This window comes from Bradyrhizobium sp. GW821-FHT13H06 (genome assembly GCF_058803975.1).
Window position 1 is genome coordinate 698,812 of sequence record NZ_JBXAPN010000004.1, and the last position, 12,762, is coordinate 711,573.

The 12,762-nt window shown below is 62.4% G+C and carries 12 protein-coding genes and 1 pseudogene; 4 read left to right on the forward strand and 9 right to left on the reverse strand.

From position 1 onward, the window contains the following. Positions 1 to 939: a helix-turn-helix domain-containing protein gene (locus tag AC1RQP_RS20625; protein WP_492938313.1), complete on the reverse strand. Its 939-nt coding sequence runs from the start codon at positions 937 to 939 to the stop codon at positions 1 to 3. Positions 940 to 1,188: 249 nt separating this feature from the next. On the opposite strand from AC1RQP_RS20625, the gene AC1RQP_RS20630 reads away from it, so the two are divergent. Further along, entirely contained in the window at positions 1,189 to 2,178 is a 990-nt protein-coding gene (locus AC1RQP_RS20630; protein WP_239622454.1) for a LysR family transcriptional regulator, read from the forward strand. Here the strand turns inward: AC1RQP_RS20630 and AC1RQP_RS20635 are convergent. Next, positions 2,112 to 3,035, reverse strand: coding sequence for a ring-cleaving dioxygenase (locus AC1RQP_RS20635; RefSeq protein WP_492938314.1), 924 nt, complete (start codon positions 3,033 to 3,035; stop codon positions 2,112 to 2,114). The genes AC1RQP_RS20630 and AC1RQP_RS20635 overlap by 67 nt on opposite strands. A 301-nt stretch (positions 3,036 to 3,336) precedes the next feature. Here AC1RQP_RS20635 and AC1RQP_RS20640 point away from each other — a divergent pair, with 301 nt between their 5' ends. Both AC1RQP_RS20640 and AC1RQP_RS20645 read left to right on the forward strand, forming a co-directional pair. Continuing rightward, a complete protein-coding gene (locus tag AC1RQP_RS20640) occupies positions 3,337 to 3,714 on the forward strand; it encodes an alpha/beta fold hydrolase (RefSeq protein WP_492938315.1) in 378 nt (125 codons plus the stop codon). 34 nt (positions 3,715 to 3,748) lie between these two features. Then, positions 3,749 to 4,909, forward strand: coding sequence for an iron-containing alcohol dehydrogenase (locus AC1RQP_RS20645; protein ID WP_492938316.1), 1,161 nt, complete (start codon positions 3,749 to 3,751; stop codon positions 4,907 to 4,909). A gap of 90 nt (positions 4,910 to 4,999) precedes the next feature. Here the strand turns inward: AC1RQP_RS20645 and AC1RQP_RS20650 are convergent, their stop codons facing one another. The 7 genes and pseudogenes from AC1RQP_RS20650 to AC1RQP_RS20680 form a co-directional block, all read right to left on the reverse strand. After that, positions 5,000 to 6,004, reverse strand: coding sequence for an NAD(P)H-dependent flavin oxidoreductase (locus AC1RQP_RS20650; protein WP_492938317.1), 1,005 nt, complete (start codon positions 6,002 to 6,004; stop codon positions 5,000 to 5,002). Between the two features lie 23 nt (positions 6,005 to 6,027). Then, entirely contained in the window at positions 6,028 to 7,215 is a 1,188-nt protein-coding gene (locus tag AC1RQP_RS20655; RefSeq protein WP_492938318.1) for an acetyl-CoA C-acyltransferase, read from the reverse strand. An 18-nt stretch (positions 7,216 to 7,233) separates the two neighbouring features. After that, positions 7,234 to 8,364 carry an acyl-CoA dehydrogenase family protein gene (locus AC1RQP_RS20660; protein ID WP_492938319.1) on the reverse strand — a complete coding sequence of 377 codons (1,131 nt, stop codon included), beginning with the start codon at positions 8,362 to 8,364 and terminating at the stop codon, positions 7,234 to 7,236. A gap of 23 nt (positions 8,365 to 8,387) precedes the next feature. Beyond that, positions 8,388 to 9,569, reverse strand: a complete 1,182-nt coding sequence (locus tag AC1RQP_RS20665; protein WP_492938320.1) for an acyl-CoA dehydrogenase family protein — start codon at positions 9,567 to 9,569, stop codon at positions 8,388 to 8,390. A gap of 14 nt (positions 9,570 to 9,583) precedes the next feature. Next, on the reverse strand, positions 9,584 to 10,321 hold the full coding sequence (locus AC1RQP_RS20670; protein WP_492938321.1) for an SDR family oxidoreductase: 738 nt from the start codon (positions 10,319 to 10,321) through the stop codon (positions 9,584 to 9,586). 451 nt (positions 10,322 to 10,772) lie between these two features. After that, a pseudogene (locus tag AC1RQP_RS20675) lies at positions 10,773 to 11,297 on the reverse strand (CoA transferase); the annotation flags it as partial. 61 nt (positions 11,298 to 11,358) lie between these two features. After that, positions 11,359 to 11,991 carry a 2-hydroxychromene-2-carboxylate isomerase gene (locus tag AC1RQP_RS20680; RefSeq protein ID WP_492938431.1) on the reverse strand — a complete coding sequence of 211 codons (633 nt, stop codon included), beginning with the start codon at positions 11,989 to 11,991 and terminating at the stop codon, positions 11,359 to 11,361. A 219-nt stretch (positions 11,992 to 12,210) separates the two neighbouring features. Between AC1RQP_RS20680 and AC1RQP_RS20685 the strand changes: the two genes are divergently transcribed. Further along, a complete protein-coding gene (locus AC1RQP_RS20685; RefSeq protein ID WP_239622444.1) occupies positions 12,211 to 12,744 on the forward strand; it encodes a winged helix-turn-helix transcriptional regulator in 534 nt (177 codons plus the stop codon). The last annotated feature ends 18 nt before the right edge of the window (positions 12,745 to 12,762 follow it).

A 12,762-nucleotide genomic window follows, 5' to 3' on the forward strand; every position in this document is an offset into this window, starting at 1 on the left:
TCAGCCCTCGGAGCGGGCCCTTCGCCAGGCTCCGGGGCTGGCCCCGACGTTGCGGGAAAACACCCTCGTGAAGTAGCTCTGGTCGCCAAAGCCGCAGATGAGCGCGATATCGGCGAGCGGAAGCTTCGTACTCAACATCAGGCGCTTCGCCTCGTCGATGCGAAGCTGGGACAGGAATTCGTGCGGGGCAACGCCTGTGCTGCGCCGGAACGACCTCGCGAAGTGGCTCGGCGTCAACTTGCATTCCGCGGCGACGTCGGCAATCGTGAGATTGCTGGCGAGACGCGCTCGCATGATTTCCTTGGCGCGACGCTCCTGCCAGGGAGCGAGGCCTCCACCCGCAGCTTTTTCTTGTGGGCGCATTCCGCCGTAGGTCTGGGCGAAATGGGCCAGGACACTCAACCCGATCTGATCGACGAAGAGCTGATTGCTCGTCGGATCCTGCTCCACCGCACTGAGCAGAACGCTGGACAGGGTCGACAGGAACGGATCACGCTGATTCCTGCTCCATTTGAGCGTCGAGACCGGCTTGGCTCCGTGCTCGCGAGCGAACTCGTCGAGGGCCGTCTGCGGCACGTAGTATTGGACGGCATCGAACGGGCCCTTGAACTCACATTGGGGGTTGTCCATCAGGTTGATCACGCTGACGCTCCCCGCACCGAAAGCTCCCGAATATCTCGGTCGTCCGGCGAGCCAGCAGGAATGCCGATCGAGGTCGCCGAGCTGTTGTAGGATGCTGTAGGCCGGCTCGGAAGGAATCGCCGCGGTCCGCTCCCGAATGAATTGGGAGCATGTCAGCCGGGTCATCGCTAGCGCCAATTGCCCTTCGCGCTTGATGCGCAGCAGGCAGTCGCCCTCCATTCCCAGGTGCTGGCTGAGGCGACGACCATAGAAGCCGCCCGCCGTACTATCAGACTCTTCCATCATCGGGGTGTTCAAAGCTATCCACCGTTGGATATGCCGCCATAGTGAATCCGAAGGACCACGTGCAGATCACGTCCACCGCATCAATTTTTCCTCATAGAGCGATAGTCGTCCCCGTTCAAGTCACCGATCCGACAGCGATGTGCTGGCCGGAAAACCGATTGCATAAGGAAACGATGATCCACCATAGGTGACATTTACCGGGCTTGATAATCCGCTCCAATTCCACTTTATCTGTGAAACGATTTCATAGATGGATACGCGATGGATAATCGCATCGGCGAAATGCAGGTCTTCCTCCGTGTGGTGGAAGCCAAGAGCTATTCGGAGGCGGCTCGTCGGCTGTTGATGACGCCGTCCACCGTCAGCAAGCTCATCGGAAGGATCGAGACACGGCTCGGTGTCAGACTGTTTGAGCGTTCGACGCGGCGGCTGTCGCTGACGTCCGAGGGTCGGATGTACCACGAGAAGAGCGTTGCGCTGCTGGCCGAGCTCGATGGCATCGAACGCGGCATCTCTCGGGGTGCAGCGGCAGCGGGCGGAACGATCCGGGTCAACACCACCGTTTCCTTCGGCATTCTCGGCCTTGAGCCCCTGCTCCCCGCCTTTTGGCAAGCTCACCCCGAGATCGTGGTCGATATCTCACTCTCGGACGAGATCGTCGATCTGTACCTCGAGCGGACCGATATCGCCTTCCGCGTCGGCCCCTTGCAGGCCTCCGCGATGGTCGCCCGACGCATCGGGGTCGTCAAGAGAAGGATCGTTGCGTCTCCAGACTACATCGATCGCCTGGGTGAGCCGAAGAGGGTCGAGGATCTTTCACGTCACAACTGTCTGGGATTCAATTTCCGGCGCTCTGCCCCGGTCTGGCCCCTGAAGGAGAGCGGGCGAATTGTCGACCGGGCGATCAGCGGCTCGCTGCTTGCGAACAACGCGCAAAGCCTTCGGCGAATGGCAATCGCGGGCATCGGCCTTGCAAGGCTCGCCGACTATCACGTCCGCGACGACATATCGGCTGGCCGCCTGGTCGAAGTGCTCGAGGGCACGGCGGGCGACGAAGAGCAAATACATGCGCTTTATCACGGTGGACCGCGGCTGCCCTTACGCGTGCGAGCATTCCTCGACTTCATGTGCCCACGGCTGACCGATTTCATGGAAGGTCGGGCTCGCGTTGATCGACAGGCAGTTCACGTGAGCGGGGGCAGGATCGCCGCCAGTTCGGCGCGGCGTTCTTCGAGAGAGGCGGGAAGCTGAAGTTGCTGGCCCAGCCGCTCCGGCGCCTCGTCGACCGCGAATCCCGGGCCGTCGGTCGCGATCTCGAAAAGCACGCCGCAGGGTGCGCGAAAGCCGACCGCATTCAGGTAGGTTCGCTCGATCGGATCGCTCACCACGATGCCGTACGCAGATTGAAGTTTCTCGACCATCTCCGATCGATCGTCCAGATTGCTCGCGCGGAAGGCGACGTGCCGGATGGTGCCACCGCCGAGGCGCCCCCGCGAAGACTTTCCGATCATGCACAAGGTGATCGTGCCACCCGGACCGTCATGAGCCACGAAGCGCATGGCGCCGTTTCTCTGAGAGACCAGCTGGAAATCGAAAACCTTCTGAAGGATGTCGATCGTCTCATCCTCCTCACGGACGTTCAGCGTGACGCCATGAAGGCCGCGTAGCGCACGATCGGCCGTGGAATTTTGGACGGTTGTCGCTGGCAGCTTTTCCCACGTCTCGACCAGCGACAGCGCCGTGCCATCGGGATCGGCAAAGCAGAGCATGCGCTCGCCGAAGGGCGACACGTCCAATCGATTGGGGACCCCCGAAGAGTTGAGCCGATCCACCCACCCATCGAGCGAATCCGGTGCGACGCGGAAGGCGGTCTGCACGACCTCGCCGACGCCGCTCAGCCCCGGCGTCACGCAATTCCAGGCGAGCGTACTAATCACGGCACCCGGATTGCCGATGTCGTCGCCATAGTACACGTGGTAACTGCCGGGATCGTCATAGCAGACGGTCTTCTTGACCCGCTTGAGGCCCAGCACACCCGCGTAGAAGTCGGCGGCGCGGCGTACGTCACCGATGATCGCTGTGACGTGATGAAGTCCCCGTGCGTTCACGCAATTGCTGCCTAATCCTCGGTCCCGAGGCCGCCCGTTCGGAGCACCATTTCCGCCGCGCGGGTCCTCGTTCTCCCTCTGGTTGCTGCTCGTTCCCGAGAGACAACCCCGAACATCTCCGCGCGTCTTGGACTTTCTCCCGATCTTGGAACCGCCGCCAGGGTAAAATTCGGTACCCAACCCAGCGTTCCCGCAGCTTTAGGGATGCAATCGTGCAAAACGCCGTGAAAACCTGCAATCAGTCCCCTCCGACCTGACGAAGGATCGCGCCCGGAAACCTCGCACCCCGGGCATGAGATCGGTGACCACCATTCGTCGAGCAACCTGCCGGGCAAACGGCATCCGCCAATTCTACCTGGAGGCCGGGGCCGGCCCCCCCGATCGTGCTGTTGCACGGCTTCCCGGAGACCAGCTTCGCTGGCGTTTCCAGATTCCGGCGCTTGCCTCCCACTACCGGGTGATTGCGCCGGACCTGCGCGGATACGGCGAGACCGACAAGCCGCCGAACGGCTATGACAAGAGGACGATGGCCAACGACATCGTCGAACTCCTGAAGACGCTCGGGGTTGAAGACGCCGTTGATCGGCGACGGCAACCGTCGCCATTTAATCTTCAGCGCATCGCAAAGCTCCAACTTGCCGAAAGGCCGCTCCTAATTTACATGATGATCATAATATAACGCCCGGTAGTCGGGCGTCCCGTGGGAGGAAAACATGCGCAGGACTGGTGTCCATAACTTTCCGGCAATCGATCGGGTCATCTATGGCAAAGCCGCCGCCGAAGCTGTCCGCGACGAGGCGGAGCGACTTGGCGCAAAGCGCGTCTTCCTCCTCGCCAGCCGGACCCTGAACTCCAAGACCGACGAGATCGATAAAATCCGGCTTACGCTCGGCGACAAGCATGCAGCGACCTTCGACGGAATTTCACAGCACACGACGCGCAAGCAGGCTGCCGAGGTCGCCCTACATGCAAAAGAGGCGCGAGCCGATCTGGTCGTGGCTGTCGGCGGAGGGTCGGCGGTCGATCTCGCCAAGATCGTCATCATGGCGATGGAGCACGACATCCGCGATGAAGCGGGCTTCGATCCCTTTTCGATAGGGCCGGGCGTGAGCCAATCTCCCTTCCGCGCGCCGGCAGTTCGGCAGATCGCGGTGCCGTCGACGCTGAACGGCGGGGAATACAATGCCGCAGCGCTCGTCACCGATGAGCGCCAGAAGCTGAAGCAGATCTTCTTTCACCCCCAGATGATGCCGGTGGCCATCATTCTCGATCCCGCCCTCACCCTTCATACGCCGACAAAGCTCTGGATGGGATCGGGCACCCGCTCGATGGATCACGGCATCGAGGCTTTGTGCTCGCCGGCCGGCACTCCCTTGGCTGACGAAGTCGTCCTGGCGGGCATCCGCACGCTGCGTGAGGGAATGCTCCAGACCTTGCAACAGCCTGACGATCTCGAGGCACGCCAATTGTCGCAATATGGCTCATGGCTTGCGTCGTACGGGCTGCAGGCTCGCGTCCCCATGGGCGCAAGTCACGGCATTGGCCACGTGCTTGGCGGAACGTTCGACGTTCCCCACTACTATTGCACGCCCGTCATCATGCCGAGCCTTCTACGCTTCAACAAGCCGTTCACCGAAGATGCGCAGAAGCGTTTGGCGACGGCCCTGGGCGCGCCGGGCGGCGAAGCCGCAGATGCCTTCGCGAAATTCACCAGGACGCTTGGACTGCCTGCGCGGCTGGCCGACGTCGGCATTGGTGAAGACAAGTTCGATCAGATCAGCAGGATCGCGATCAATCATCGCTTCGTAAAGGCCAATCCGCGCCCCTTCAAAGACGAATCCGACATCGTCGGTCTGCTGCGAATGGCCGCCTAGCAGCGGCCCCGGTGAGGGAGCCGAGATCGGGGGCCCCTCACCAGACGAATGCGCGGGAAGCGGCGCTTGAAGCGCCGATCCCCGTGGTCCTCACGCGACCTTCCGCGCGGCTCCGCTGTCGGCGTCGAGAAATCCGGTCAGCCTGTCCCTGATCAGTCGCTCGGCATCCGCCATGATGCGGTCGATCAGTTCCTTCACGGTCGGAATGTCGTGAATGAGCCCGACGACCATGCCACAGCTCCAGGCGCCCGCATCCATGTCGCCGTCGATCATCACCTTGGGATAGACACCCGCCACCTGGTCATGGATGTCCTCGATCTTGAGGCTCTTGCCCTTCTCGCGCTCGATCTCGAGCAGTTGCTCGACGCCCTTGTTGTTCAGGACCCGCTCTGTATTCCGGAGCGCGCGCATCACGAGCCTGGTGTCGAGTTCCGTCGCCGCGACCAGCGCCTTCTTGACGTTCTCGTGCACCGGCGCTTCCTTGGTGGCGATGAAGCGCGTGCCCATGTTCATGCCCGCAGCGCCCATCGCCAGGGCGGCAACCAGGCTGCGCGCATCCGCCATGCCGCCCGAGGCAACGAACGGGATCTTCAGTTCCTCGGCCGCGCGCGGCAACAGGATCATGTTCGGCATGTCATCCTCGCCGGGATGGCCGCCGCACTCGAAGCCGTCGACGCTGACGGCATCGCAGCCGATCTGCTCGGCCTTCAGTGAATGCCGGACGGAGGTGCATTTGTGGATCACCTTGATGCCGCCCGCCTTCAGGGCCGGCATGTACTGTTCGGGGCTGCGCCCGGCGGTTTCGACGATCCTGACGCCGCCGTCCCTGATCGCAGCGATGTATTCCGAATAGGGCGGTGCGGTGAAGGTTGGCAGGAACGTGAGGTTCACGCCGAACGGCTTGTCCGTCATATCGCGGCAGCGCGCGATCTCCTTGGCCAGCAATTCCGGCGTTCTCTGCGTCAGGCCCGTGATCAGGCCGAGCCCGCCGGCGTTGGCGACGGCGGCCGCCATTTCGGCGAAGCCGACATAGTGCATCCCGCCCTGGATGATCGGGTGCTCGATGCCGAACAGTTCGGTGATCGCTGTCTTCACGAATGATCTCCCCGCGTTGCCGCTCAGTGGATGATTTCAAACAGACCGGCTGCGCCCATGCCGCCACCGATGCACATGGTCACCACGCCGTATTTCGCCTTGCGCCGCCGGCCCTCGATCAGGAGATGGCCGGTGAGCCGCGACCCGGTCATGCCGTAGGGATGGCCGATCGCGATCGAGCCGCCGTTGACGTTGAGCTTGTCCGGATCGATCCCGAGCTTGTCGCGGCAGTAGATCACCTGCACCGCGTAAGCCTCATTCAGCTCCCAGAGGTCGATGTCGTCGATCTTCAGGTTATGGCGCTTGAGCAGGCGCGGGATCGCCGCGACCGGGCCGACGCCCATCTCGTCCGGCTCGACGCCGGCGGCGACGAAGCCGCGGAAGATGCCGAGCGGCTTGAGGCCCTTCCTGGCTGCAATCTTGTCGCTCATGATCACGCAGGCCGAGGCACCGTCCGAAAGCTGGCTGGCATTTCCCGCGCTGATCGTCTTGCCCTCGAACACCGGCTTGATCTTGGCGAGGCCTTCGGCGGTGGTTTCCGGACGCGGACCCTCGTCCCTTGTGAGCGTCACCTGCTCGTAACTGACCTCCTTGGTGTCCTTGTTGACGAGCGCCATCTTGGTCGTGAACGGCACGATCTCGTCGTTGAAGCGGCCAGCCTGCAACGCGGCCCCGACGCGGCGTTGGCATTCGAGACTATATTCGTCCTGCTTGTCTCGGCCGATCTTGTAGCGCTCGGCGACGACCTCCGCCGTATCCAGCATCGACATGTACATTTCGGGCTTCATCGCCATCAGTTCGGCGTCGACGGCGTGGAATTTGTTCATATGCTCGTTCTGCACGAGACTGATCGACTCGATGCCGCCGCCGATCGCGACCTCGACGCCGTCGAGCATCACCGAGCGTGCGGCCACCGCGATGGCCTGCAAGCCGGAGGCGCATTGCCGGTCGATGGTCGTGCCGGCGACCGTCACCGGCAGGCCGGCGCGGATCGCGCCCTTGCGCGCCACGTTCATCACCATGGTGCCTTGCTGCATCGCGCAGCCCAGGACCACGTCTTCCACCTCTCCGGGCGCGATGCCGGCGCGCTTCACCGCTTCGGCCATCACATGCCCGGCCATGGTCGGGCCGTCCGTGTTGTTGAGCGCGCCACGATAGGCCTTGCCGACGGCCGTCCTTGCGGTGGAAACGATGACTGCTTCTGTCGTCATGCTGGCTGGCCTCTCTGCTTACGCGGCCGTGTCCAGCTGCGCGTAGCGCAGCACGTGGAACGCGGGATCGCCGAACTGGATGTTGATGGAGGAGATACGCTTGAAATAGTGCCCGACGTTGAGCTCGTCGGTCATTCCCATGCCGCCGTGAAGCTGCACCGCCTGATCGGCGACGAACTTGCTCGCATAGCCGATCTTCGACTTGGCGCCGGAGGCAAGCCGCGATACTCCGGAATCGCCGGCGCTGAGGCTGAGGCTGAGATGCTGCATCAAGGAGAGCGCCTCCTGATGGGCGATGAACATGTCGACCATGCGGTGCTGCAGCACCTGGAAGGAGCCGATGGTGGTGCCGAACTGCTTGCGGGTCTTGGAATACTCCAGCGTCGCCGAGTTCAGCTCACCGATGGCGCCGACGGCTTCCGCGCAGAGCGCGCCGATGGCGCGGTCGCGGCAGGCTTCCAGTGCGGCAACGGCCTCGCCTTCCCGCCCGAGCATTTGCCCACGCACATCGCGCAGGCTGACCTCGGCGGCCCGGCGACCGTCGATGGTCTTGAAGCTCTGGAGATCGACGCCGCTAGCACGACGATCGACCACGAACAGGCTCGCGCCGCCGCGGTCTCGGTCGTCGCCGGAAGTCCGCGCCGAGACGATCAGATGATCGGCCCAGGGCGCGCCGATCACCATGGTCTTCGCGCCGGTCAGAACGTAGTCGCTCCCCTCGCGCCGCGCCCTGGTCGCGACATGAGCGAAATCGAAACGCGATGCTTTCTCCGTCCAGGCCAGCGCCCAGATCTTCGAGCCGTCGATGATACCCGGGATGAAGCTTTGCTGCTGCTCGGGTGTGCCGGCGTGCTCGATCAGGCCGCCGGCCAGCACCACCGTCTCGACAAAAGGCTCGACCACGAGGTGTCGGCCGAACTCATGCATGACGATCATGGTCGACAACGGGCCGCCGCCGAGACCGCCGGCACCCTCGGAGAACGGCGCAGCCAGCAGGCCGAGCTCGGCGAAAGCCGCCCACTGCTTCCCGCTGAAACCTTCCTCGCTTGCCACGATCTTGCGCCGCGCCTCGAAGTCGTACTGGTCGCGCAACAGGCGCTGGACGCTGGATCGCAGCAATTCCTGCTCTTCCGTGAACTGAATATCCATCCGATCCTCCCGATCCGCCGTGGCTAGAGCCCGAGCACGGCCTTGGCGATGATGTTGCGCTGGATCTCGTTGGATCCGCCGTAGATGCTGAGCTTGCGCGCGTTCAGATATTTTTCCGAGGCGGTATGGCCGAAGTCGGGACCGGGCATGAAGCGGTTGGCGCTGACCGGATGCTCCCGGATGGCAAGGCCGTAATTGCCGATCGCGCGATGGGTGAGCTCGGTGATGTTCTGAAATATCTCGGTGCCGCGGATCTTGAACAGCGAGGCCGCCGGACCGGGATCGATGCCGCGCGCCATCTGGGCGACGACGCGCAGCTCCGTCGCCTCCAGCGCCAGCACGTCGAGCTCGATGCGGGCAATGTCGCGCAGGAATTCGAGATGCGCGGGATCGTCGACCGGTATCTCGGCCCTCACGATCTGTTTCAGCTTGTTGATGTAGCGGGTGGACCGGCCGATGCCGGCCATGCTGGTGCGCTCATTGCCGAGCAGGAACTTGGCGTAGGTCCAGCCCTTGTTCTCCTCGCCAACCAGGTTCTCGACAGGCACGCGGACATTTTCGAGGAAGACGTCGTTGACCTCGTGGCTGCCATCGATCGTGATGATCGGCCGCACGGTGACGCCGGGCGACTTCATGTCGATCAGCAGAAAGGAGATGCCGGATTGCGGCTTCGCGTTCGGATCGGTGCGCACGAGGCAAAAGATCCAGTCGGCATGCTGCGCCAGCGTGGTCCAGGTCTTGTGGCCGTTGACGATGTAGTGGTCGCCGTCACGCACCGCCTTGGTTCTGACGGTTGCGAGGTCCGAGCCTGAGCCCGGCTCCGAATAACCTTGGCACCACCAATCCTCGCCGGACAGAATCCGCGGCAGAAACTTCTTCTTCTGCGCCTCGTTGCCGAACGTGTAGATCACCGGCCCGACCATGGTGACGCTGAAGGCGAGCGGCGGCAGCGTGCCGGCGCGAGAGGTTTCCTGCTCGAAGATAAAGCGCTGCGTGACGGACCAGCCCGGGCCGCCATACTCCTTGGGCCAGAGCGGCGCGATCCAACCCTTCTTGTAGAGAATCCGGTGCCAGAGCAGCGACTGCTCCTTGGTCAGTTCGGTCTCCGGATTGGGAACGCGCATTTCCGGCGGATAGTTCTCCGCAATGAAAGTGCGCACCTCGTCGCGAAACGCGGTATCCTCGCGGGAAAGCTTGAGCTCCATCGTAGCAGGCTCCGCTACCACTTCTCGCCGAAGGGACGGATCTCCATCTCGAACGTCCACGCGCTTTTCGGCTGCTGGTAGAGCTGCCAGTAGGATGCAGCAACGGAGGACGGCGGCATCAAGGCGTCCGGATCATCCAGAGCGTTCGGCCCGAGAGCCTCCAGCCGCCGTTGCCGAACCCACTCGGTATCCACGCCGGAATCGATGATGAGATGCGCGACGTGAATGTTTTTCGGGCCGAGCTCGCGGGCCATGGCTTGCGCGACCGCGCGAAGGCCAAACTTGGCGCTTGCGAAAGCTGCATAACCGCTGCCGCCTCGGAGCGAGGCGGTCGCCCCGGTAAAGAAGATGTTGCCGCCCCCTCGCGGCAGCATGAGGCGGGCCGCCTCGCGACCGGCCAGAAAGCCGGAATAGCAGGCCATTTCCCAGACCTTGCGGAAAACGCGTTCTGTGGTTTCGAGGATCGGGAAATTGACGTTCGCCCCGATGTTGAAGATGCAGACTTCCAGCGGCGCGTGCTTGTCCGCATCGTTCAGGAAGGAGATGATTTCGTCTTCCTTGCGAGCGTCGAGCGAACGGGCGTGGATCTCTCCTCCGGCAGCCTCGATATCCTTCACGAGCGGAGCCAGCTTTTCGCCGTTACGGCGGCCGGCGAAGATCGTGAATCCCTCTGCCGCGAATTTTTTGGCGATCTCGCCGCCGATGAAATCGCCGGCGCCGATCACGGCCGCGGTTGCGCTTCTCTTTTGCAAGGCTCGTCTCCCGGTAGGGTTGATCTGTTGAAGCTATTTCGCCGAGGCCGGAGCGCCTGGCCCAATCCGGCATTCGCCGGTCGTGAGCATATGGCCGCCTGCTATATCGGTCGCGCTTGAAAGGGTCGCCATTGCCAACCTCCCGGATGATGAGCGCATGTCCTTTGCCGCAGCGCATTCATGAATTCGATCTAACGTTCTTTTTTAGAACTCGTCAATCGCCAATTTGTCGCTTTCGGCTCTGGCCCGAGAATGGGGCAGCTGACCTACCCTTTCGCGCGATCTTTACAATCCTGCAGAGAGCAATGACCAATACGTTCTAAATAAGAACATACTGAAAGGAAGACGCATGATCGAGAGCCGCGGCGTGGCGATCCTGGTGGGCGCAGGCGATGCGATCGGCGCAGCCGTCGCGCGGCGCTTTGCGAAGGGCGGCTATACGGTTTGCATCTGCCGGCGCGACGGGGTCGCCCTGCCCCCTCTTCTCACGCGCATACAGCGCCGCCGCAACTGCCTGCGTTGTGAACACCGCGGTGGTCTTGTCGCAGACGATGGTGCGGATCATCTGTGGCCGATTCGTCACCGGCTGCGACTGGATATCGGCGAAGCCGGAGAGTCCCTGAACGATCGGATCATAGACACGCTTCTTGTCGTACTGGCCGGTATCGCCGACCCCACTGATCGAGATGCAGATCAGGCGCGGATGGCGCTGGCGTAACTCCAGAACGCCGAGACCTAGACGTTCCATGGTCCCTGGCCGGAAATTCTGCACCAGGACATCGGCCTGCGCGACCAGCCGGCTGAGCACCTCGCGCCCAGGCGCACTCTTGACGTCGATCGACAGCCTTCCGCCGCCGATCGGCTCGATCTTCAGCACCTCGGCGCCTTGATCCGCCAGAAACATGGTCGCGAACGGGCCTGACACCACGCCGGTCAAATCGAGCACGCGAACGCCGGTATGGGCATTCTGCCTGATTTTGCTTTTGTTCTGGAACCGAGAGTGGCTTTCGCCAATCGGTCCGGGCCGTCGGCGTCCGTCAGGCCGATTTGGGAACGGGCTGTCTGGTCTGCTCGGCGATGGACTCCTCGACGTCGCGGAGCTGGTCCTTGCCGAAGAACATCTCCTTGCCAACGAAGAAGGTCGGAGAGCCGAATGCTCCTCGGCTGACGGCGTCGTTGGTCAGATCGATCAGCCGCTTCTTGACGTCATCCTGCTGTGCGCGCGCCATCAACCGGTCGACATCGATGCCAGAGGAGATAAACGCGCTGCGGAAGATTTCGAGGTCGTCCATCTTCTTAGGCTCTTCCCACATGTGGTGATAGGCGGCGCGAAAATACGGCTCGAACATGCCCTCGAACTGGGCGGCGACAGCGCCGCGCATTAGCATCAGCGTGTTGACCGGGAAGAACGGATTCTGGCGAAATTTCGTGATGTTTTGGCGTCGGATGAACCGTTGGGTTTCCAGCGCCTGATATTCCGGCTTGTTCTTGATCCCGCGAAGCGAGTCGAACGGCGACATGTTGCCGGTCGCCTTGTAAATTCCGCCTAGGAGAACCGGTACATAGGCGAACTTCACGCCAGTCCGCTGCTCAATGCCCGGAATAGCCACTTCAGCCAGGTAGGCGTTCGGACTACCGAAATCGAACTGGAATTCAACCTTCAAGGTCATCGCGGCTTCTCCCGGAGATCGTATGACGGGCGATCCACTCGCCAGCCCCATTTAGAGTATAGTTCTATAAAAGAACTGTCAAATCCGGCTGTACTCCGCTGGTTTCCCTTGCCCGGAGGGGTATTGTTTGGAATTTAGTACCTATCTAGAATGCAAGAGACCGCGCCGGCCTTTGTGGCGATTCGAAACGGCCCATGCCGGCACGACTGGAGTGTGTGGATGAAGTGGAAAGAACTCGAGGAAGAGCCGTGCTCGATGGCCCGGACCATCGCCGTGATCGGCGACCGCTGGACGCTTCTGATCCTGCGCGAGTGCTTCCTGCGCACGCGCCGCTTCGAGGGATTCCAGTCGGCGCTGGGAATCACACGGCACTTGCTCGCCGAGCGGCTGAAGAAACTGGTTCGACAGGGCATTCTGCGCCGCATTCCCTACCAGGAATCGCCCAAGCGCCACGAATATATCCTGACTCAGAAGGGCCTCGACCTCTATCCGATCATGATGGCAATCGTGCATTGGGGTGATACTCATATGGTCGACGAGCGCGGCCGCCCCTTGCTGCACCAGCACCGCAAATGCGGAAAGGACTTCGATCCTGTCATGGTGTGCTCCGAATGCGGCGAGCCATTGTCGGCCAAGGAGGTTCACACTCACCCGGGGCCGGGTGCCCGCGGCGGCCTGCTCGAGAAAAGCGCGCCGGAGACCGGGAAGACGCCGGAGACCAGGAAGACAAAGGCACGATCACGCGCCGCTTGAGACGGCAGCGCCGGCATG